At 66.8% G+C, this 21,444-nt stretch carries 23 protein-coding genes; 8 read left to right on the top strand and 15 right to left on the bottom strand.

Features of this window, described 5'->3' with window-relative positions; genetic code table 11:
- Positions 1-33: 33 nt before the first annotated feature.
- The 5 genes from IE302_RS25740 to purE all read left to right on the top strand — a co-directional run bounded on the left by IE302_RS25740 (position 34) and on the right by purE (position 5,284).
- Positions 34-894, top strand: a complete 861-nt coding sequence (locus tag IE302_RS25740; RefSeq protein ID WP_191257051.1) for a GGDEF domain-containing protein — start codon at positions 34-36, stop codon at positions 892-894.
- 92 nt (positions 895-986) lie between these two features.
- Positions 987-2,354, top strand: a complete 1,368-nt coding sequence (locus tag IE302_RS25735) for a glycosyltransferase 87 family protein (RefSeq protein ID WP_191257050.1) — start codon at positions 987-989, stop codon at positions 2,352-2,354.
- Complete coding sequence (locus tag IE302_RS25730; protein ID WP_191257049.1) at positions 2,329-3,534, top strand: glycosyltransferase 87 family protein; 1,206 nt, start codon at positions 2,329-2,331, stop codon at positions 3,532-3,534. Before IE302_RS25735 ends, IE302_RS25730 begins: the two co-directional genes overlap by 26 nt.
- A 52-nt stretch (positions 3,535-3,586) precedes the next feature.
- The gene (locus IE302_RS25725) at positions 3,587-4,771 is read left to right on the top strand and encodes a 5-(carboxyamino)imidazole ribonucleotide synthase (RefSeq protein WP_191257048.1); all 1,185 of its coding nucleotides are present in this window, start codon (positions 3,587-3,589) and stop codon (positions 4,769-4,771) included.
- Positions 4,772-4,783: 12 nt separating this feature from the next.
- On the top strand, positions 4,784-5,284 hold the full coding sequence (gene purE, locus IE302_RS25720) for a 5-(carboxyamino)imidazole ribonucleotide mutase (RefSeq protein WP_191257047.1): 501 nt from the start codon (positions 4,784-4,786) through the stop codon (positions 5,282-5,284).
- A gap of 69 nt (positions 5,285-5,353) precedes the next feature.
- Here purE and IE302_RS25715 read toward each other — a convergent pair whose 3' ends face one another.
- On the bottom strand, positions 5,354-7,003 hold the full coding sequence (locus IE302_RS25715; protein ID WP_191257046.1) for a class I adenylate-forming enzyme family protein: 1,650 nt from the start codon (positions 7,001-7,003) through the stop codon (positions 5,354-5,356).
- A gap of 105 nt (positions 7,004-7,108) precedes the next feature.
- Here IE302_RS25715 and IE302_RS25710 point away from each other — a divergent pair, with 105 nt between their 5' ends.
- Complete coding sequence (locus IE302_RS25710; protein WP_191257045.1) at positions 7,109-8,281, top strand: acyl-CoA dehydrogenase family protein; 1,173 nt, start codon at positions 7,109-7,111, stop codon at positions 8,279-8,281.
- Between the two features lie 44 nt (positions 8,282-8,325).
- Here the strand turns inward: IE302_RS25710 and IE302_RS25705 are convergent, their stop codons facing one another.
- From IE302_RS25705 to IE302_RS25650, 12 genes are all read right to left on the bottom strand, one after another.
- Positions 8,326-9,576, bottom strand: a complete 1,251-nt coding sequence (locus tag IE302_RS25705; RefSeq protein WP_191257044.1) for a tyrosine-type recombinase/integrase — start codon at positions 9,574-9,576, stop codon at positions 8,326-8,328.
- The gene (locus IE302_RS25700) at positions 9,576-9,767 is read right to left on the bottom strand and encodes a helix-turn-helix transcriptional regulator (RefSeq protein WP_044854561.1); all 192 of its coding nucleotides are present in this window, start codon (positions 9,765-9,767) and stop codon (positions 9,576-9,578) included. The genes IE302_RS25705 and IE302_RS25700 overlap by 1 nt, the downstream gene beginning before the upstream one ends.
- Positions 9,768-9,777: 10 nt before the next feature.
- On the bottom strand, positions 9,778-11,388 hold the full coding sequence (locus IE302_RS25695; RefSeq protein ID WP_191257043.1) for a replication initiator: 1,611 nt from the start codon (positions 11,386-11,388) through the stop codon (positions 9,778-9,780).
- Entirely contained in the window at positions 11,388-11,774 is a 387-nt protein-coding gene (locus IE302_RS25690) for a hypothetical protein (RefSeq protein WP_191257042.1), read from the bottom strand. The genes IE302_RS25695 and IE302_RS25690 overlap by 1 nt, the downstream gene beginning before the upstream one ends.
- Positions 11,771-13,339, bottom strand: a complete 1,569-nt coding sequence (locus IE302_RS25685; protein WP_191257041.1) for an FtsK/SpoIIIE domain-containing protein — start codon at positions 13,337-13,339, stop codon at positions 11,771-11,773. The genes IE302_RS25690 and IE302_RS25685 overlap by 4 nt, the downstream gene beginning before the upstream one ends.
- Before the next feature lie 308 nt (positions 13,340-13,647).
- Positions 13,648-13,902 (bottom strand): AMED_5909 family protein, encoded by a 255-nt coding sequence (locus IE302_RS25680; RefSeq protein ID WP_191257040.1) that lies wholly within the window; start codon positions 13,900-13,902, stop codon positions 13,648-13,650.
- Positions 13,880-14,128 carry a hypothetical protein gene (locus IE302_RS25675; protein ID WP_191257039.1) on the bottom strand — a complete coding sequence of 83 codons (249 nt, stop codon included), beginning with the start codon at positions 14,126-14,128 and terminating at the stop codon, positions 13,880-13,882. The genes IE302_RS25680 and IE302_RS25675 overlap by 23 nt, the downstream gene beginning before the upstream one ends.
- A gap of 303 nt (positions 14,129-14,431) precedes the next feature.
- Complete coding sequence (locus tag IE302_RS25670) at positions 14,432-14,893, bottom strand: hypothetical protein (RefSeq protein ID WP_093935086.1); 462 nt, start codon at positions 14,891-14,893, stop codon at positions 14,432-14,434.
- A 22-nt stretch (positions 14,894-14,915) separates the two neighbouring features.
- The gene (locus tag IE302_RS25665; protein WP_093935085.1) at positions 14,916-15,212 is read right to left on the bottom strand and encodes a hypothetical protein; all 297 of its coding nucleotides are present in this window, start codon (positions 15,210-15,212) and stop codon (positions 14,916-14,918) included.
- A gap of 105 nt (positions 15,213-15,317) precedes the next feature.
- On the bottom strand, positions 15,318-15,878 hold the full coding sequence (locus IE302_RS25660; RefSeq protein ID WP_191257038.1) for a flavoprotein: 561 nt from the start codon (positions 15,876-15,878) through the stop codon (positions 15,318-15,320).
- A gap of 5 nt (positions 15,879-15,883) precedes the next feature.
- The gene (locus IE302_RS25655) at positions 15,884-17,122 is read right to left on the bottom strand and encodes a helix-turn-helix domain-containing protein (protein WP_191257037.1); all 1,239 of its coding nucleotides are present in this window, start codon (positions 17,120-17,122) and stop codon (positions 15,884-15,886) included.
- 94 nt (positions 17,123-17,216) lie between these two features.
- Entirely contained in the window at positions 17,217-18,341 is a 1,125-nt protein-coding gene (locus IE302_RS25650; protein ID WP_191257036.1) for a toll/interleukin-1 receptor domain-containing protein, read from the bottom strand.
- Between the two features lie 870 nt (positions 18,342-19,211).
- Between IE302_RS25650 and IE302_RS25645 the strand changes: the two genes are divergently transcribed.
- Positions 19,212-19,640: a hypothetical protein gene (locus tag IE302_RS25645; RefSeq protein WP_005155464.1), complete on the top strand. Its 429-nt coding sequence runs from the start codon at positions 19,212-19,214 to the stop codon at positions 19,638-19,640.
- Here IE302_RS25645 and IE302_RS25640 read toward each other — a convergent pair.
- On the bottom strand, positions 19,588-20,043 hold the full coding sequence (locus tag IE302_RS25640) for a hypothetical protein (RefSeq protein ID WP_191257383.1): 456 nt from the start codon (positions 20,041-20,043) through the stop codon (positions 19,588-19,590). The two genes, IE302_RS25645 and IE302_RS25640, sit on opposite strands and share 53 nt — an antisense overlap.
- Before the next feature lie 202 nt (positions 20,044-20,245).
- Here IE302_RS25640 and IE302_RS25635 point away from each other — a divergent pair, with 202 nt between their 5' ends.
- On the top strand, positions 20,246-20,671 hold the full coding sequence (locus IE302_RS25635; RefSeq protein ID WP_191257035.1) for a DoxX family protein: 426 nt from the start codon (positions 20,246-20,248) through the stop codon (positions 20,669-20,671).
- A gap of 63 nt (positions 20,672-20,734) precedes the next feature.
- Here IE302_RS25635 and IE302_RS25630 read toward each other — a convergent pair whose 3' ends face one another.
- Positions 20,735-21,442 carry a TIGR03089 family protein gene (locus IE302_RS25630; protein ID WP_191257034.1) on the bottom strand — a complete coding sequence of 236 codons (708 nt, stop codon included), beginning with the start codon at positions 21,440-21,442 and terminating at the stop codon, positions 20,735-20,737.
- Between the last annotated feature and the right edge of the window lie 2 nt (positions 21,443-21,444).

Raw genomic sequence — 21,444 nt, 5'->3', positions numbered from 1 at the left:
CGAAAAGATCCGGAACGGAAGGGGCGGTGGGTAGTGGACGTACCGGCGACTGGTGCGCCCGACGGGCAAGCCGCCTGGAACCGGTTCGAACGAGATCGCTCTCTTCGCGCCCTGCGGGCCCGCTGGCGGACGGCCAGCCTGGCGGCGGGCTGGCGTTTCCCCAGTGACTGGGGCCTCCCCGAGGTCGACGCCGTCTGCGCGGCGGTGATCAAGAACGGCCGGGTCGCCTCCGCCGAAGTGGCGGAAACCGCCCTCGCGGGACTGGGCCGGGCGCGCGCCGCGGCGGGTGCCGGGCTGGCGGAAACGCTCGCGGATCTCGCGGCGTTGCACGCTGTGCTCGCCGACCCGGACGCGGTGGACGGGTTCATCGCACCGGATGTCGACACCACCCCGTCCCGGTTACTCCGGGTGACGGCGCTGGCGTGGGCGGACGTGGCGACCGATCAGCTCGTGAACACCGAAGTCACCGAACCGCTCACCGGACTGCCCACCGCGGCGTACCTGAGGACCCGATTGAGTGAGCTGTACCGCCAGGCCCGCCGTGACGAGCGGCCGGTCGCTGACGTGTACACCCTGCTCGTGGTCTCGATGGACTTCAGCTCGGTCGCGGGCTGGCCCCGCCTGACCGGGATGATCCTGGTCGCGGACGCCTTGAAGCAGGTGTTCGACGGCGGGGAGAGTGTCGCCTCGCTCGGGCCGTCCGTCGCGGGCGCACTGGTCTCGAAGGACGCGAGGCTCGCTTCGTCCGGCGTCGCGCTGCGAAGGGCGCTCAACGAGCGGCTTTCGGTGGACGTCCAGCTGCGGGACACCGGCCGTCCGCAGATTTCGGCCGTCCGGCTCCCGGCGACCTACGACCAGGCGTGCGATCTCCTCGGCTCCCTCGCCCGGTCCTAGGCACTGTCCTGAGCCGGGTGACGCGAGACGTTCTCCAGGTCACGGCCGACCCTGTCGAGGTGCGACGACCCGGTTCATGATTTCCTGTTTCCGTGACCCGGACTGTTCCCGCCGACACCAATGGCGACGTTTCGGCGAGCCGCCCGCAGCATCGTCTGTCGCTGCGGAGGTCGCTCGCCCGCTTGTCCGTCCGGCCGCGATCGATCCTGATCCTGTCGGTGATCCCGCTGGTCGCGATCGGTTTCGGTATCTGGGGCTGGCAGCACGACTGGGTGCTCGGCGTGGACAGCGCGGTGTACCGCGCCGGCGCCGAGACACTGCTCAACGGTGATCCGCTGTACGACGCGAACACGCTTCCGGTGGAGCCGTGGTGGGCGTTGCTGCCGTTCACCTATCCGCCGACGGCGGCGCTGTTCTTCATCCCGCTCGCGCTGGTTCCGACGCAGGTCGCCTGGGGGCTCCTGACCGCGGTCTCGCTGCTCGCGCTGGCGCTGTGCGTCCGGATCGCCATCGGCGCGCTGCCGAAGCCGTCGACCGACGGCCCCCGCTGGTGGGCCTCGCCCGCCCGGTCCACGATCGCGTTCTTCCTGGTCTTCCTCGGTCTCGAGCCGGTGTGGCGCACGACCTTCCTCGGCCAGATCAACATCATCCTGATGGCGCTGGTGATGCTCGACATCCTGGTCATCGGGGCCAGGGGCAGCCGCTGGGGCGGGGTGCTCGTCGGCGTCGCGGCCGCGGTCAAGCTCACCCCGATCGTCTTCCTGGGGCATCTGTTCATCACCGGCCGCCGGATGGACGCCATCCGCGGGCTCATCACGTTCATCGTGCTGCAGGGACTGATGTTCCTGATCATCCCGCACGACGCCGCCCGGTACTGGACCTACACGCTGCCCGACACCGGCCGGATCGGCCCGGTGCACTGGGCGGGCAACCAGTCGCTGAACGCGCTGATGAACCGCTTCACCGAACTCGCGCCCTGGGCGTCGAAGGCGGCGATGGGGATCGGCGCGCTGCTCGCGATCCCGGCGATCTGGCTGGTGCTGCGCTTCCACCGCAAGGGGCAGGCGCTCGCGGCGATGCTGGTGACGGCGTTCTGGATCCTGCTGATCTCGCCGATCTCCTGGACCCATCACTGGGTGTGGGTGGCGCCGCTGGTCGTCCTGCTGGTCTCGCGGCTGCCGAAGACCACGCCCGCCACCGCGTGGAAACGCTGGCTCGGCACCTTCGCGGTGTTCTTCGTCTTCATCAGTTGCGTGCTGCTGATCCTGCCGAACGGCCGCAACGTCGAGCTGCACTGGAAGGTGTGGCAGAACATCCTCGGCAGCGCGTACATCTTCATGCCGCTGGTGCTGGCGCTCGCGCTGGCCGGGCGCTGGTGGTACCTGCGCCGGAAGCGGGGCACGGGGGACGGCGCCGTGGGGAGCGACGACGAGCATGCTGAAGTCGCGTCCGGCGGCTGAGCCCCGGGTCGTCGGGGCCACGCTGGCGGGCGCGCTCGCGCTGGCGATGCTCGCGCTGGGCGTCGTCGCCTGGCTCGGCGAATGGCATCTGGGCGCGGACAGCGCCGTCTACCGCGCCGGTGCCCTCACCCTGCTGAAGGGTGAACCGCTCTACACGCGCGAAGCGCTCACGACGCTGCCGCCGTGGGTGCTGCTGCCGTTCACCTACACCCCGGCCGCGGCGCCGCTGTTCCTGCCGCTCGCGATCGTCCCGGCGGGACTGACCTGGGGCGTCGCCGGCGCGCTCTCCCTGGTCTGCCTGAGCGTCGTGATCTCCGTGGTCGCCCGCGCGTGCGGCGCCCCGATCACCCGGTGGTGGGTTCTGCCGCTGGCCACGGCGGGCGCGCTGGCGCTGGAGCCGGTCTGGAAGACGATCTTCCTCGGGCAGATCAACCTCATCCTGATGGCGTTGATCGTCCTCGACGTCCTGGTGCTTTCGGCCCGCGGTTCGCGCTGGGCCGGGGTGCTGATCGGGATCTCGGCCGCGATCAAGCTGACGCCGCTGATCTTCGTACCGCATCTGCTGTTCACCGGCCGCTGGAAGGACGCGCTGCGGGCGCTCGGCACGTTCGTCGCGCTCGAAGCCGTGATGTTCGCGGTGATCCCCGGCGACGCCGTCCGGTTCTGGACCGAATCGGCGACCGACCCCAGCCGGGTCGGCTCCGTGCACTGGATCTTCAACCAATCACTCAACGGCCTGGTGAACCGCGCTTCGGAACTCGCGCCGTGGTCACTGGCGGTCGCCATCGCGATCGCCGCCGTCCTCGCCGTACCCGCGGTCTGGCTGGTCGTGCGCCTGCACCGCCGTGGCGACCCGGTCGGGGCGCTGCTGGTGACCGCGTTCTACGGGCTGCTGGTCTCGCCGGTGTCGTGGTCACACCACTGGGTGTGGACGGTGCCGCTGCTCGTCCTGCTCGTCATCCGCCGGTCCTGGGTTCCGGCCGCGGGCGTCGCGGTGCTGTTCGCGAGCGGCGTGATCATGCTCGTGCCCAACGGCGGGGTGACCGAGTTCGGCTGGGGGCTGGGCTGGTCGCTGCTCGGCAACGTCTACGTCCTCGCCGCTGCGATCGCCATCACAGGACTGGCCGTGCGGGAGCTGCGACGCGGGTCCGCCCAGGTCGCGGCGGTGGCGGCCAAGTAATCTGCTCTCGCAGTATTGAATGTGGCCTCAGCGGAAAAGAGAACTTCGGCCAGTGGACAAACGAACCGGTCTTCCGATCGTGGGCATGGTGGGCGGCGGACAGCTGGCCAGGATGACCCACCAGGCGGCGATCTCCCTCGGCCAGTCCCTGCGCGTGCTGGCCGCCGGGGAGAACGAATCCGCCGGCCTCGTCGCGGGCGAGGTCGTGCACGGGCACCACACCGACCTCGAAGCGCTGCGCTCGTTCGCCGCCGGGGTCGACGTGCTGACCTTCGACCACGAGCACGTCCCCGGTGAGCACCTGCTGACGCTCGCGATGGAAGGCGTCACCATCCGGCCCGATCCGGCCGCGTTGTCGATGGCGCAGAACAAGCTCGTCATGCGCGAGATGATGGCCGGACTCGAGATCCCCGGCCCCGACTTCGCCGAAGTGTCCTCTGTGGACGACGTGATCTCCTTTGCTGACAAGCACTCCTGGCCGGTGGTGCTCAAGGCGGCGCAGGGCGGTTACGACGGCCGCGGCGTCTGGATGCTCGACACCGCGCAGCACGCGCGCGAGACCGTCCCCGAACTGCTCGACGCCGGAACTCCTTTGCTGGTCGAGGAAAAGGTCGTCATGCGGCGCGAACTGTCCGCGCTGGTGGCCCGGTCCCCGTTCGGGCAGGGCGCGGCGTGGCCGGTCGTGGAGACCGTGCAGTCCGGCGGGATCAACACCGAGGTGCTCGCTCCGGCGCCCGGGCTGAGCGTCGAGCGCACGCAGGAGGCGCAGGATCTCGCGCTGCGGATCGCGGCGACGCTGAACGTGACCGGGCTGCTCGCCGTCGAGCTGTTCGAGACCGACGGAGGCCTGCTGGTCAACGAACTCGCCATGCGCCCGCACAACTCGGGGCACTGGACGCAGGACGGCTCTCGGACGTCGCAGTTCGAGCAGCACCTGCGGGCCGTGCTCGACTACCCGCTCGGGCTGACCGACCTGATCGCCCCCGCCTGCGTGATGGCGAACGTCCTCGGCGCGCCCGAGACACCGGAGATGGGGCCGGACGAGCGGCTGCACCACCTGTTCGCGCGGTACCCGGACATCCGCGTCCACCTGTACGGCAAGGGAGAACGTCCCGGCCGCAAACTCGGCCACGTCAACCTCGTGGGCGAACGCATGGAGGAGTTGCGTGATCGCGCGCTGCTCGCCGCGCACTGGCTTTCCCACGCCGTCTGGCTCGACGGCTACGAGATCCACTAGGAGTATTTGAGAATGTCGCCGCAGGTTGGCCTGATCATGGGCAGCGATTCGGACTGGCCGACGATGGAAGCGGCCGGGCAGGCCCTAGAAGAGTTCGGCGTCGAGTACGAGGTCGGCGTCTATTCGGCGCACCGCACTCCGCAGCGGATGCTCGACTACGCGACTTCGGCCGCTTCGCGTGGCGTGCGCGCGATCATCGCGGGTGCCGGCGGCGCCGCGCACCTTCCGGGCATGGTCGCTTCGGCGACGGTCCTGCCGGTGATCGGGGTTCCGGTGCCGCTGAAGTACCTCGACGGCATGGACTCGCTGCTCTCGATCGTGCAGATGCCCGCCGGTGTCCCGGTCGCGACGGTTTCCGTCGGCGGGGCACGGAACGCCGGTCTGCTCGCGGTCCGCATCCTCGCGGCGTCCGACGAGGGCCTGCAGGCGAAGATGGCCCGGTTCCAGGCGGATCTGGAGCAGCTCGTACTCGACAAGGACGCCGCGCTGCGCAAACGCGTCCTCGAAAGCTGACGCATTTCGTCCTCTGAATGCGGTAGTTCGCCTTCGAACTACCGCATTCAGAGGACGAAATGCGGGAGATCACTCGGCGAGCTGCTTTCGTAGTTCCCGCTTGAGCACCTTCCCGGCGGCCGAGACCGGGATCTGGTCGACGAAGTGGATCGCCCGCAGCCGTTTGTACGGCAGGACGCGGGCGCTGACGGCCTCCAGGAGCTGTTCGGCGGTGACGTTCTCGTCGCTGCGGACCACGAACGCGACCGGCAGCTCGCCGACCTCGGTGTCCGGTTTGCCGACGACGGCCGCCGCGGTGACGCCGGGCAGGGTGATCAGCAGTTCTTCGAGTTCGCGCGGGAAGACGTTGTATCCCTTGTACAGAAGCATGTCCTTCTTGCGGTCCACAATGGACAGATAGCCGTCCTCGTCGATCAGGCCGATGTCGCCGGTGTGCAGCCAGCCGTCGACGAGCGCGGCCGCGGTCTCCTCGGGCCGGTTGCGATAGCCGGTCATCACCTGCGGGCCACGCAGGCACACCTCGCCGCTTTCCCCGGCGGGCAACGGATCCTCGCCGCCTTCGGCCGAGACGATCTTGATCTCGGTGTCGGGGAGCGGCAGGCCGACCGAACCGACCTTCCGGACGGCGGACCGATAAGCCGGCGCGATGACGGCGCCCATGGTGACCTCGGTGAGGCCGTAGCCCTCGATGATGAGCACGCCGGGGAAGCGGTTCTGCAGGGCGCGGATCATCTCGTGGTTCATCGGCGCCGCGCCGGAGCCGATGGTCAGCACCGAAGACAGGTCGGCCGTGTGGAACTCGGGGCAGGCGAGCAGGGCGGCGAACAGCGCGGGCGCCCCGCCGATGGTGGTGACCCGCAGCAGTTCGGCGTCGGCCACGTACGCGGCCGGGTCGAAGCGGTCGTGCAGGACGATGGTGCCGCCGTCGAGCAGCGGGACGTTGAGCGCGGCGATGGTGCCCATCGCGTGGAACCACGGCGTCAGGTTGAGGGCGATCCCGGTGCCGATCCGGGACGGCCATTCGTCCGGGCCGCCGATCTGCTCGACGATCACTTCGCCCGAGGCGTCGACACGGGGGACCGCGCCCAGCCGGTAGCAGGAACTCTGCAGGCTGTTGACCACGACGTTCCGGTGCGGCAGGCAGACGCCTTTCGACCGTCCGGTGGTGCCGCCGGTGTACGCCAGATGGGCGAGGTCGCGGTAGATGTCGATCTCCACGTCCGGCCGCTCGTCGGAGTGACCGGAGTAGAACTCCGTGAACTCGACCTCTCCCTCGGCGAGGCCGTCCGGCGGGTGGACGACGATGCTCAGCCGCACCGAGGTCTGGTCGCGGACCGAAGCCAGCACGCGGGCGACCGGGCCGACGGTGACGGCGGCGACCGCCCCGGCGTCGGCCAGCTGGAAGGCGAGGTCGGCCGGCGGGAGCAGTGGATTCGCCGGGCTGAAGGTGGCCCCCGCGAGCAGCGTCCCGTAGTACGCGATCGGGTACGCCAGGCAGTTCGGCAGGTGGAGCGCCACGACGTCGCCCCGGCCGATGCCCTCGGCACGCAGGGCGTTCGCGAACCGGCAGGCCGCGCTGTACGTCTCGGTGAAGGTGAGGCTCCGCTCTCCGTGGGCGAAGGCCGTGCGGGAGCCCCAGCGAGCAGCGGCGCCGGCGAGCACCGAGCCGACCGGGACCTCGGGATAGTCGAGTGACCGCGGGAACGGGGTGAGCTGCATCACCCGAACGTACGGACTTTGCGGTCAAAGACACAAGCGCTCGCGATGTCGCAGAATGTGAACGAGCGCTAACATCGGACAAACTCCCAAACGCGCTTAGAAGAGGTGACGAAGGTGTCTGACGGCCCGGGTCTGTACCAGCTTGCCGAGGAGCACGAGGAGCTGCGGGCCGCGGTGCGTGCCCTCGCGGAGAAGGAGATCGAGCCCTACGCGGCCGAGGTCGACGAGGACGAGCGCTATCCGATCGAGGCGTACAACGCGCTGGTCAAGTCGGGTTTCAACGCCGTCCACATCGAAGAGGCCTACGACGGCCAGGGCGCGGACGCCATCGCCGCCTGCATCGTCATCGAAGAGGTCGCGCGCGTCGACGCGTCGGCGTCCTTGATCCCGGCGGTGAACAAGCTGGGCACGGTGCCGATCATCCTTTCGGCGTCGGAAGACCTCAAGAAGCTCGTGCTGCCTTCGATCGCCTCCGGTGAGGCCTCGGCGTCCTACGCGCTTTCGGAGCGCGAAGCCGGCTCGGACACCGCCTCGATGCGCACCCGCGCGAAGCTCGACGGTGACCACTGGGTGCTCAACGGCACCAAGTGCTGGATCACCAACGCGGGTGAATCGTCCTGGTACACCGTGATGGCGGTGACCGACCCCGATGCCGAGAAGAAGGCCAACGGCATCTCCGCGTTCGTCGTGCACAAGGACGACCCCGGCTTCATCGTCGGCTCGAAGGAGCGGAAGCTCGGCATCAAGGGCTCGCCGACCCGCGAGATCCACTTCGAGAACTGCACCATCCCGGCCGACCGCATCATCGGCGAGCCCGGCACCGGCCTGAAGACCGCGCTGCGCACCCTCGACCACACCCGCCCGACCATCGGCGCGCAGGCGCTGGGCATCGCGCAGGGCGCGCTCGACGCGTCCATCGCGTACGTCAAGGAGCGCAAGCAGTTCGGGAAGTCGATCTCGGAGTTCCAGGGCGTCCAGTTCATGCTTGCCGACATGGGCATCAAGATCGAGGCCGCCCGGAACCTCGTCTACGCCTCCGCCGCGGCGACCGAGCGTGGCGACAAGCGCGGCGGTTACATCGCCGCCGCCGCGAAGGCGTACGCGTCGGACATCGCGATGCAGGTGACCACCGACGCCGTGCAGCTCTTCGGTGGCGCGGGCTACACGCGCGACTTCCCGGTGGAGCGCATGATGCGCGACGCGAAGATCACCCAGATCTACGAAGGCACCAACCAGATCCAGCGCATGGTCATGGCGCGCGCCCTGCTCAAGGGCTGATTCGATCTTGATCCGGTAGTTCGGGCGGCTCTGGCTGCTCATGATCAGGCCGCCTCCAGGCCGTCATGGGCACCAAGCCGCCCGAACACCGCGTCGATGGCCTGCCGAGCCCGCTCGTGGCTCGACGGGACGAGGTGCGTGTACGTCCGCAGGGTGAACCCGGCATCGGAGTGGCCGAGGTACTCGGCGAGTTCCTTGATCGACACGGCGCGAGACAGCAGCGTCGAGGCGAAGAAGTGCCGCAGCGCGTGCATGCCGTCCGCCCGGCCACGGTAGGCGATCTCAGCCGCCCTGAACGCGCCTTGCCACACGACCTTGGTGAACAGATCTCCGGTGTAGAGCCGTCCGTTCTCGCCCGTCATCAGGAGCCTGACCGTCACAGGTTCGCCGTCTGGCTTCCTCCACGGAAGCGTGACCGCGACGGACGGGAACCGGTCTTCGTGGTCGTCGATCTCGGCGAGCATGGCGGGGGAGAGCGGCACAGTTCGCGTCTTCCCGCCCTTGGGCGGCGCGAACATCATCACGCCCTTGACGGTCTTGATCTGCCGCTGAACGTGCACGACCATCGCGTCCCGGTCGATGTCGTCCGGGGAGTACCCGAGGATTTCCCCTTGCCGCAGGCCCAGCCCAGAGCCCAGCGGGACGGCGATTCGGAACCGTTCGGCGAGTCCTTTCCGCACCTTGTGTACTCGCTCCTCCGGCCAGACGACCACCGGCGGGCTTTCGCCAACAGGTCGGCGAACCGTCTTGGCATGACAGGGGTTCTCTCGAATCAGCCTGTCGTCCACCGCTGAGTCCAGCACGCCGGACACGATGGTGAACAGGACAACCTGATAGTTCGACGACAGGCCCCGTTCGTCCATGTCGCCCACCCAGTCACGGATGGTGGACGGCTTGATCTGGCCGAATGTCAGGTGCCCGAAGGTCGGGTAGATCTGACTTTCCAGGCGACTATGCAGAATCTCGCGGGTGGCCGGGTCAGGTGAGGTGGCCTTGAGCCAGTTCTCACCCTGCTTGCGGAAAACCTTCGATGACGCCCGCGGATCGATGTACTTGTCTTCGCGCTTGTCGGCCTCGACGCCGATGAGAAAGTTCTCGGCGCGCTTCTTTTGCTTGTCTGGAAAGGATTTCGAGCGCTCTTCGTTGTCGGGGTCGAGGTAGCGGACCTTGTACCGCATGCCGATGCCGTACAGGTCGGTCTTTTCGAGCACGGGCTTGCCCCGCCCGTTGAGGATGACCTTTCCTGTCTCCTTGTCACGGGCGGGGCGGTACCAGCGATCTTGAATGTGTCCCATCAGGCCGCCGCCTCGTCGGTGCTCCAGGCACGGACCTTGGTCGGGTCGTATCGGAGGTGACGGCCGATCTTCCGTACCGGCGGTCCCTCACCGAGCCATTTCCACTGGTAGAGCGTCTTGACCGGTACGCCGAGGTAGGCCGAGACGTCTTCGACCGACCACAGCCGGTCCACCTTGCTCACGTTGTCCATGTCGTCCCCCTCAGGCTGCTAGTGGAGTTGCCGAAAGATCCTGTGCGGCTAGTAGCGCTCTGTCGTATTCGGCTTTCCAGGTGATCCGTTCGGAGATGGCGTGCATGACCAGGTGGTCCCGAGGTGGCACAGACGGATCGCCGGAGTCGACCTTGCGCCAGACCAGCCGGGCCGGATCGGGTGCCGGTTTCTCGATCCCGACCGCCGCCAGCGCCTCCAGGACGAACGCCTTCCGGTCCGCCTTGTGGTCGACGAGCGTCTTCCCTGACCACTTCCGGGACACCAGCACCCGACGCCCCGGCAGTCCGAGCGTGGTCCGCCGATGAGCCCGCCCCTTGCAATGCCCCGGCGTGGTCTTTCCGTTGGCTCCCTTGGGATTGATCCCGTACAGCAGCCACACTGCGCAGCGAGGCGAGCACGGTGTCACCGACAGTTCCGCGTGCAACCGGTCGTGGTGATCCTTCTGCCGCACGGTGTCGGCTTCGACGACTTCACCGGTGGACTTGGTGAGGTACTTCGTGAGGTAGCCGATGTGCCGCCCGGCTTCCTCCGTCCCGCCGAGGATGCCCTTGGAGTGGACCTGACGGCCGAAGGTGACTACGTGCGCCGGGTCCTCCACGGTCTCTATCGCGTCGTCCCAGTCGGTCAGTGGTTCGCGCGTGTCTGGGTCGACGAACACCCGGCGGTCGCCGTCCCACAGCGGCATCCGGTCGACGTAGACGACCTGGTCATGGTTGGGCCACCAGACCTGGTGATAAGTCGCTTCGGTGACCTGCCGGATCACGTCGTGCGGCACCGAACCCCGAACAGCCGCGTGCAGGTGCGGCGCCGCCCGCCGTTGAGGCTCCACGGTCGCGAAGTACTGCGCGTCCCAGCCGACCACGCGCCGCAGGTTCTGCCACCACCGATCCACCAGCGCCGAGAAGTGCACCGCGTCCCGAGCCGCCCGCCGGTAGTCGTAAGTCGATGGGTTCACCGGGGCACCATCTGACCGGACCGGGCCGTAGGTGTCGCAGGTGAGCGTGACGAACATCGACGGCCGAAACCGTCCGGCGTACTCGCGGCCGAGCGTGGTCTTCGCGACCTTCCGTCGAGGCAGGTTCGGCGCGTCCTGCCGCCGCTTCGTCGACCGCTTCACCGCCCGCTTCGTCGGCAGGTCGATCGACGGGAGACGGCCACGCATCCCGAGTTGCCGAAGTTCCTCGTCGACGCCTTGGATCTCCTCCCGCAGCTCGTCGGCTTCGGCCTGGTCCGTCTCTTGCCGGTAAGCGGCGACGAGGTCAGCCCGGAACGCAAACAGCTCTGTTTGGGTCTCGGTCGGTGGTTCTGGGGTGAAGTCCGGTTCGGTGTCGATATGCCAGCCCTCGCGGCACTGGACCTGTCGCAGCGCCTTCGCTTTTCGGGCACACGGCAGGCACACCGATTCCACTGTCGAGCCACACGGGACGGGGACGTAGCGAAGCTCTCCGGTGTCGGTGTCCCCGACCTCCATCGTGAACGGCCGAACACAGACCCCGTGCTTCTCAGCGGTCGCTTTCACCACGTCCGACGCCAGCGGTTCCCGCATCCGGGCGGCCCGAGTTTTGGCCGGCATGGTCACCGCGGATTCCTCGGTGCTCATCAGGCGGCCACCTCTCCAGGCGTGTTCCACTGCCGCAGGACGAACACCGGCATCTCTTGCCGCATCCCCGCAGGCAGGTCCGGGAAGGTGGCTTCGTCGAACCAGACGCTGCCGTAGACGACCACCGGGATGCCGCAGGGAGTTCGACCGCTGGGTTCCAGGTGCACCGACCCGCCGCCCGCAGGACGCCACAGCGAAGCCGTCACGTCGTCAAGCGAGGCAGCCCAGGTGAGCAGCCCACGGGCTACGTCCTCCAGGCGGTCAGAGTCGAGCTGCACCGTGATCGGATCAGGACCCACCCCAACCCGAACCGACGCGGTCGGAGGCAGCGCGAACGAGTCGAGGTGGTCGCGGATTGCGTCGAGGAAGACCATGAGCCGGTTCACGCTGCCCTCCCTTCGGAGAGTCCAACTACGTGAGCGCCACAGTTGGTCACGTAGTTCTCCAGCGCCTTGATCTCTTCGTCGGCGACCCATCCGGCCCGGACGCGCAGGGGTTCGCGGACGCCTTCGCCCCAGACGTAGCCGACCCCCGCTTCGGAATCGCCGATCCGGTTCGCCCACGCACCGCGTTCGTACGCGCCGTCACCGAGGACCATCCCGACATGCGTCTTCGAGGTCACCCGCAGACAGACACGGCGCGGGAACAGCTCACGAACCGGGACGGTGTCCTTTGTGGGCTCCTGGACGTAGCCGCGCACCGTGATCCCCAAGGCCCTGCCCTGCGTGGTGAGGAGCGCGACCTTTTCCACGATCGCGTCACGGGTCTTGCGGTCGGTGTACTTGGTCAGCGCGCCGATCTCGTCGAACTCCAGAACCTCTAGCGGATGCTCGACGCTGATCGGGATCATGCGCACGCGTCCAGCGAACTCGTGTTTGCGGGCTTCCATCTCCTCAAGCAGGCCGTCGAGGAGTTCGAGCGCCTGCTTACCGGTCACCGCGTACCGGGCGAAGATCCCGCGTCCGTAGGCGAGTTCCATCCCCTTGGGATCGATGCCGGACACCCGGACCACACCGGACCGGATCGCGGGTGCGGCCGACACCAGCGGGCACCACATGACCGAGTTCTTGCCCGATCCGGTCGCGCCAGCGGTCAGGCAGTGCGCTCCCGAGCCGACCAGCGGAACCCGCCAGTCCGAGCCGTACTCCGTGGTCCCGGACCACACATGCCGCAGATCCACGCCGAGCCCATCGGGGGAGACCAGGTCAGGAACCGGCAGGGAGGTCACCGCGGATTTGAGTAGGTCGCGGCGCTGGAAGTCGATGGAGACCACGTTGGGCTCCAGTTCCCGGACCTGGCACCGCTTGACCTTGCGCGCCACCGCCAGCGCCCGCGCGGCCTCGTCGAAGTCCTCGGGCTTCTGCCCCGGAACGAGCTGCACCCGCACCTCATCCCACGACGGCCCAGACCGGACCTTGAGGACCTTCGGCACTTGAACGGCCCGTGACGCCGAGGCGGCCTTGCGGGACAGCAACCGTCGACGGCCGACCAGGTTCACCGTCACTTCCACCGGCAGCGTCTCGTCCCGGATGCTCAGCCCGCAGGCGTGCAGCCAGGCCGGGAGCTTGCGCGCGTAGACCGCCCAGCGCATCCACCAAGAGCGCAGGAACCGGCCGCAGTGGTGGTCGTAGGACACGACGTCGAGCAGCCGCCACGACGCCAGCACGGCGACGACCGAGGCTGTCACGATCGCCAGGGACAGCCACCCGAGGTACTGCCACCACGCCATGATCGCCACCACGGTGAGACTGGTCCGCCAGCGCGTGATGACTTGCTTTCCCAGCCACAGCAAGGACTTGAGCAGCCACCAGAGGGCGATGAACACCAGTGCGGCCGCCGCCAGGACTTCCAAGATCGTGGCGAGCGCGCGACCGATCTTGTGCAGCAACCACACCACCACGCCGAGCACTCCGCCGCCGATGAGAAGGACACCGATCCCGTTCGTGTTCATCGACGACCACCACCGGTCAGATCCAGCGGCAGCATTCCCTGACAGGGGGCGCATTCCGTCTCGCCGGGCAGCAGCTTGGCGAACCGCTTACAGACCGTGCAGCGCGTTCGGGTGACCCCGTCTAGCGGTCGCTTGTTGCCATCGTTTAGCGTTGTCATTGTTCACTTCCAGAGGTTGTGGACAGCGCAGGAGCGGCAAGGTTGGTAGCCGGATTCCGCTTCTGCGCCTTACAGGACAAGAAAAGCGTTTGGGGACGTGTTTGTACGCCGCACGTCCCCACGTGCGTTTTTCGCTCTGTCATTCAGTTTTCAGCTGACTTGCGACTTCTCCTTCTGGATCTGCGCGGCCACCTCCCTGGCCTTTCGCTCCTCGTAGCCCACCCAGTACTTGAGTTCGTGGTGGTGCCAGCGGTCCACATCGGACGCCGCCTGATACGCGCGGGCGTTGGCCTGATGGAACTTCAGCCACGTCTCCAGGCTCGCCTCCCGTTTCGGCCTGCGAGCCGAGACGAGCGCGTGTGCCTCCTGGAGGGTTTGCGGCTCATTCCGGCCGGGCGTCGTCATTGCGCACCGCCTTGTGCTTGTCGAGGAAGACGGCCAGTTCGTCCGCGCTGTCGCGGATTTGGCGAAGGAGCCGGACGAATTCCGGCCACACGGCCGGGTCGGACGGCGGCAGGATCGCCAGGCTGTCCGGATCCAGGTAGATCACCAGAGCCGGGTTCGCCGAACCATTGCCCTGCATTCCCGCGACCGCCTGCGGCCCCGGCTTCCACATCGCGTTGAACGCCACGGCCTTGCCCTTCCTCGCTGTAAGCGCGCATCTCCCACGACCGCGCGTTCTCTTCGAAACCTTCCGCCGCAGCCGTCACGGCCGCGAGAACCCACCACGGCAACTGGACATGAGCGGCCAGGTCTCGCCAGGACGACGCCACCGCGACCGAGGCGACGGCCAAGTCATGAGCCGCCAAAGCATCAGCGCCGGATGCTGCCCTGGCCGTCAGCGCGCTGTAGTGGCGATAGGCCATCTCCCACGCCTGGACCAGGTGCGGGGGAACCACGGCCACACGGCGGTTCCCCGGCACCCCGCCCGGCATCACGCAGCCTTGGGCGTCGACTCAGCAGCGCCCGAGGTCCGCGACGACTTCGACGCCCCACCCGAAGCAGCGGCCTTGAAGCCGGTCGCGCGGAACAGGTAGGACTGGTATTTGAACTCGCCCTGACCGGCCACCTTGGGCTCAGCCGTCAGGCCCTCCAGTTCGATCGGCCGCATGCCCGGCAGCACCTCCGACGTGGTCGGCACCGGCTGCACATCGGCCAGCAACGTGATCTCGAACGACGCCCGCTTCGCCTTGACCTCGTCCGGGTCGGTCACCGTGACCTTCCACTGGCGCTTGCCCGTCACTTCGTCGACGCGCTGACGAGCCGGACGACCCGAAGACCGGTCCTCTCGCGACTGGTACTCGTTGTCCGGCGACACCTCCCCGACCATGACCAAGCCCTGACCGAACGCTTCGTCGAACTCGATGGGGAACCGGAAACCCTTGTAGATAGCCATTTGTTGCTCCTATGTCGTGTGATCAGTCGTTCTTGCGCGTGACGGTTTCGTCGGCAGCGTCGGACCAGTGATCGGTGAAGGAAGAGGAATGCGAGCGCGTTCGGTGCTGGGTTTCGCACCACTCGCTGAACTCGCTGGCAGCGGCCGCGAGACTCTGCGCGAACCGTGCGGTGTCCATCAGGCCGCCGATACGGGCGGGCACCTGGACGATGAAGGAGGTCTCTTCACTTCCGGCGACGAGCTGACGAACGCCAGGAGATGGTGAAACCACCGCCGCGCCGTAGCCGACGAGGGGCTGAATCACCACGTGAATGCCCATGTGTGCTCTCCCGATGTCTCGGTCTCGGCGAGCCCGGTCGGGCGCGCTGGACACAGGAGACACCCAGTGAGGAGCCTCACCCCGGACAAACTGTCCGGGTAGGTACTAGCAGGGGAGAGGAACGGCCTCGTTCACCGCGGAAAGCACCGCTGACCAGGGCAGCTCACGGCCCGGAGCGCTCCGCGGTTCATGCAGCGGCCACACGTCGTCCCCGTACACGAGACGCACGCCAGCACGCCGCAGCGCGTCGAGGTGGGTTTCCCAGGACGGGTGACGAGCGTGCGCGGCGTTCACGCGCGGGAAGACGACGACCGGCAGGTTGAGTGTGCCGATGGCCTCGTTGACCTGCGTCAGGGCTTGATTGTCGGCGATGCCCATCGCGAGCTTGGCGACCATGTTCGCCGAGGCGGGCGCGACCAGGTAGCAGTCCGGGGCCGGATGCGGGCTGGATTCGGCCGGCGAGCGCGGCTCAACCCGGACAGGGAACCCGGTGACCTCCTCGATCTCAGCGCGGCCGCCGTTCTCGTCCAGCCAGCGCCCAGCCGTCGGGGTCAAGGTCACCGCGACCGTCCAGCCGTCCGCTTGAAGAGGCCGGATCACGCGCGGAAGAAGGTCCTCAACACCACCAGCACCCGAGCCCACCAGGCCCAGAACACGCGACGCCACCCGACCTACCTCACCGCGCCGCAGCGCTCAGCCAACGCCAACAACGGCGAGGACTTCTTACCAGCCGTCGCCGGAGCACGGCGATACATCGACCGCACGACCTCCCGCACCGCCGTACTGTGCCGGACGATCCCCGGCGCCTTCTGCTCCGCCGTCAGCAACGCCGACAACGCCTCATCATCCTTCGCGACCAGGCTCAACGCCCGTGCGAAGTCGATCAGGTGCGTGACCTGGCGTTCCACGGGCAGGTGGTCGACGCTGATCCTCGGGGCCGACTCGATCACCTGCGAAATGTCGCCCAGATCCAGCGCCGCCGACAGGCGGTGCAGCTCGACATTGGCCGGGCCGAAGCCCGTTTGCCAGTGGTTCGCGTCCGCGCCGAGCTGATCAGCCGCGCGGCCTGCGTGAGACAGCAGCTCGTTCGCCGTCGACCGGTCCTGTTGCCGAGCAGCGGCGACGGCCGTCCGCAGGTAGAGCATTCCGTAGAGGCTCAGCGCGGCCGGATCACCGTCGCGCATCCTCGGGACCAGCCACTTCGCGGCCACGTCGCCTAGCTCAAGCGCGTCGTCGAACCGGCCGACAGCCAGGAGCGCGTGAGTTCCGGAACGGGCAGCGGAGGCCAGGACCAGTGGGTCGTCTGCCTCGTCGGCCGCTTGCATGGCGCGTTCTGCCGCGATCCACGCGAGGTCGGCTTCACCGATCTTGCTCAGCGTGGTCGCGGCCAGGTGGTGGACGCGGGCTGACACCGCTGCGCAGGCCCGCCGGTAGGCCGCGTCATCGGCTGAGGCGGACTCCATGCCCTGACTGGTCTTGATCAGGCCCGGTAGCGCGGCGACGACTCGGCCGAGGTCGCCCTTCTGATAGCTGGACCAGACACCTTCCACCAGCTGAGCCACAGGGGCGGGATCGATGTACTCGGGTGACATGGCCGAGGAGAACAGGGTGCGTGAGAGGCGTCGAGGGGCCATGAGTGCGTCTCGGATGGCCGGGACGTCGTCGTTCTTGTCCTCGTCCTCCATGAGCACGGGTTCGCCGAGGAGGTCGCCCAGCGTTACCCGCAGGCCTCGCGCGACGTCAGCTAACACGTCCAGGCGCCGGATCTCGCGTTCACCGCGCTCGATCTTGCTCAGCCAGTCCTCAGTCCGGCCCACCAAGTCAGCAAGAACCGCCTGCGACAGACCACGCCGCCGCCGGTAGAAGGCAATACGCTCCCCGATGCTGAGCTGATCACCCGCACCACGCATACCCCCAGGCTAACAGCGAGGCGGGGTTGCTCGCAGGTTCGAGCATAGGTCAATAGGAGCGCTCATGTCGCACCGACAAGATATATTCCTTGGACTAGGTGAAATCTGCCAGTTCTCTCCATGAAAGCATTGTCCTTAGTGCGGCACTTGTAGAGTTCAAACCGTTTCTCAGTGGCTTAAGGGCGGCGCGTACGGGAACATTTAGAATTTCAATTGACTTCGATTGCTTTAAGGCTTCATCCGCCCCGCGCTGAGCCTCTGCGATTAGCGCCATCGCTTCGACTGCGCCGTTGACGTCTGCGCTAAATTCCTCTTTTTGTTGATCGCTACCATATTGGGACAACATGCGGTGAACTTCGCGGATGCTCTGGTCTGCTTGAGTCGCACTTCTCTCCAATTCGTTAGCTAGTGATTCGGCTTCAACTGCCCTAGGTGAAAAATTGTTGGCAAAGCGAAGAAGTGCTTGCTGGTCAATATTGCCGCCTGCTTTCGGGGCGCGCTTTTGGAGTTTGTCTACTTTTTCTTTGAATTCGACCAAGATTGCCGAAAATGAGGCTAAGAGGGGTCCGAACCTGTTGACGTTCTCTACGGCGATTTCATAGACCTCCAGTAAGCCTGGTGCGTCATCTGGCCGGGTGTCCGGATTTCCTGCCCTCGTTGGAGTTGATTCGTCGGCAAGCTGTTCCGCGCCTTGTGTCAGGTGCTCCTCGGCGCGCTCAATGCCGTCTACTAGCCTGCTAGCGATCTCAACTAACGCTTTTCGCCACGTGGAAGAAGTTGTGCCATCCAGGACGGCATCTTTTAGTTTAATGTACTGACGACTGGCCACGTGACGGGTGGCTAAGTTGTCGCTATCCTCGGTGATCATCTTGTGGCCAAGCACAACAATTGGAAGAAATAGCTCCTTGACGCCTAGATTTTGCGCCGACTCGACAAAGAGTTGTAGCTCTTCGCGGCACATTGGACTTGCGAGGTATCTCATTGTTACAAGAGGTACGAACGCGGAAGCGCCCTTGACGCTATCATAGATTTTTGCGCGCCATTCTTCGCCCCAGATGATGGATTGATTGTCGACGAAAACCTTAATTTCTCGTCCGTGATCAGCGAAGGCGTAGTACTTAAGGTCGTTGGCAAACTTTTCGACGAAGTCTAATACGGCATCGTCGTCATGTGCATAGCTTACAAAGACTTGGGTTACTGCCTGGTCGTCCTGCGGCATTGCCACTGAATAGCCTCCACCGGTTGTCTCTCAAACTGGGCGATCGGACGCGACTTGCCGAATTTGGCTCTATGGGATCAAGGGCGCGCCGCCGCCGGGCGGCGCGCCGGGAGCGTAGGTAGCCCCTCGCCTGGGCGGCCTCGCCGGTTCCCGACACGGCGGGCTGCCGCTCCGCTCCGCCCACCGGCCGGGCGACGCGGCCGCCAGCGGGTCACCTTGCGCAGCGCCACCCGGCGGCGGCGCACATGGCCCGATAGCCAACATCGGCCCTCCTCAATGAGCGTCGTGACATATCGGTCGTCGGTGTATCGCCACCTGTTACGCGCAGTTGTCGATCTCCTTCACCCCGAAGCCTGATCGTGACAACGGCCGGTAACACCGCGTCAAGGCTGGAAAGCGTGCCTTGACCCGATGCCACCGGCCGCGTGCTGGCTTCGTATCGGGATGAAGGGGAGGTGTGGGCAGGGTTCGCCAGGCCGTCTACAGGCCGTCAGACGTTGGGTAGGGCCAAGATCCACCGAGAACTGTCGAGAGGCGTTTCAGCAGCTCAGAGGCAGTTTTCAAGCATGATCGCCAGGAGGGTCGAAACCGGCCGAGAGATCACCCAGATCTACGAAGGCACCAACCAGATCCAGCGCATGGTCATGGCGCGCGCCCTGCTCAAGGGCTGAGTCCGCTCAAGCGCGTGAAGGCCCCCTTCCCTCGGCTCAGCCGAGGGAAGGGGGCCTTCACGCGTATCTCGCGCTTAGGTGACGAAGTGCGGTAGCCGCGGGCGCGAGTAGGTGACCAATCGCGCGTGTGAGGTCAGGCGTCGGTGAGATGCTTCACGGAAGTACGGCGATCATGGGCCGCCGGTGTCACTCTCGGAGGATGTTCTGGTTCGCTCCGGTGTCGTGGACACCGCACGACGAGGCCGAGCTGATCGCCGGCTGGCGGTTGTGGCTCGAACTCGGGGATCGTACGTGGCCGTCCGCCGCGTGGGACGGGACGGCGGCCGACGTCGTCAAGCCGCTGCGTGAGCTGGTCGCGGCCTGCGACGAGATCGAGACGGGCTACCGCGACGCCGTCGACGAACCATCGGACGAGTTCATCCGGATCATCCAGTTCCTCGTCTGGACGGTCAGCACGGTGATCGAGCTGTGGGCCGACGACGAGGTCCCGCTCGACGCCGAGCGGATCGCGTTGCTGCACGCCGACCTGGCCGGATTCGCCGAGCAGGCGGAGCGCGTCCTGGAACTGCTGGCCGTCAGCGGGGGTTGGACGGGCCTCGCCGGGGAGCGTCGGCGGACGGATCGCTGAGCGAATCCGGTTTGTCGACCCACGCGAACCGCGAGCCCGCGAGATGGTCGTCCAACGGACGGTCCAGGGAGAGCAGGGTCACCGGATTGCCGAACGGATCCTCGCCGGGAGCGATCGCGTAGCCGACCTCGATCACGGATTCCTCCGGCTCGTCGGATTCGACGTCGTGCCGCGTGACGCCGTCGTCGATCGACCACGTGCCGTTGACGGTGCGATGGAATTTCAGTGCCAGCGAGCCCGGGGCGAACGCCGCCCACGTGTAGCGCGAGACCGTGAACTCGGTGCTCCAGCTCGACCAATAGAGCCAGCCGGAGCCGTCGCCGCGGAACGCCAGTTCGGCGGACTCGACATCGCTCGGGAACAGCATGCGGTCCGACCAGAGGCCGATCAGACGTTCATCCATCACGCTGCAGATTCTGCCCTTCGGGCGCTCGGGACAAACGGCGCCGTACGGGGGAATGACATCCGTGACCTTCCACAGAGGACCGAGCCCGGTTCCTGTCGGGTACCTGTCGATCACGCTCCGGAGGTGCCGTCCGGGGCGCCCGGTGCCTTACCGTGATCCCGGTAAGTTGAATATTCACCGACCAGAAAGCTGATACCCGATGTTCGCTCGTTTCAAGGATGTCGCCCTCCTGCTGGGCCGGATCGGTGTCGGTGTGGTCTTCCTCGCACACGGCCTGCAGAAGTGGGAAAACGGGATCGACGGCACCGCGAAGTTCTTCGAGCAGACCGGAATCCCGCTGCCGACGCTCGCGGCGATCTTCGCGATCGCGGTGGAGATCGTCGGCTCGATCCTGTTCATCGTCGGTTTCCTGACGCCGCTGGTGGGCCTCGGTTTCGTCGTGGTCTCCGTCGGTGCCCTGCTCTCGGTGCACGTCGACAACGGACTGACCGGTCAGGGCGGTTACGAACTCGTCCTCGTCCTGGCGGTGGCCGGGCTCGCGCTCGGCTTCAACGCCGGGAAGCTGTCGCTCGACCACGTGCTCTTCGGACGCAAGCGTGAGGCGAAGCAGCTTCAGGACGCCTGACCCGGATGTCATGAAAGGGCCGTTCCTGACGAAATATGTCAGGAACGGCCCTTTCATGACACTTCAGGAGGGGAGATCCGCGGTCGTCCGCTCCGCTTCGCGCCGGGAAGCGAGTTTGGCCGGATCCGCGTCGGTGACCTGGACCAGATGCGCACCGGCCGCGAGGGGCGTCACGAAACCCGCGAGTATTCCCTCGGAGCCGGACCACTCCACAGTGGACAGTACGCGGTCCTCGGCGGACAGGCCCAAATCTGAAGCACGGGAACGAGCTTCGGCGAGTGCTTCCTCCACAGTGGACGAACCCAGCGCCGGGGTGTCGCCGGGCACGGGGAACAACGGGCTGAACTGGTCACCCGAAAGCCTGGCCTCGGTCAGGTAGTCCAATGCCCCGTCGGGTACGGAACCGGCGGGCAGGCCGAGACCCATCGGGTGAAGCGAGACGACGGCCGTCGCGGCCGCCTCGGAAACGCCACCGGGCGCGACGAACGCCACCCGCGCGCCCGCGGTCTCCGTCACCACCCTGGCGCCGCACCACCACGCGCCCAGCAGGACGCCGGCGGTCTGCCAGTGCGACGGCAGCACCACGGCGACCTCGTCGCCCGGTTCGACGTCGAACTCGTCGACCAGCCAGTTCGCCGTCTTGGCGGCCCAGTTCACCGTGGTTGCCACGGACAGTTCGACCCGGCTGCCCTGCTTGTCGTCGTAATGCGTGATCAGCGGTTTCGCGGGCGACCCGAGCAGGGGCCGCAGCAGCAGTTCGGTGAGGCTCACGC

The organism is Amycolatopsis oliviviridis (assembly GCF_014654365.1).
Classification (GTDB): domain Bacteria; phylum Actinomycetota; class Actinomycetes; order Mycobacteriales; family Pseudonocardiaceae; genus Amycolatopsis; species Amycolatopsis oliviviridis.
The sequence above is the reverse complement of the archived record's forward strand: the minus strand, read 5'-3'. Positions and strand labels throughout refer to the sequence as shown.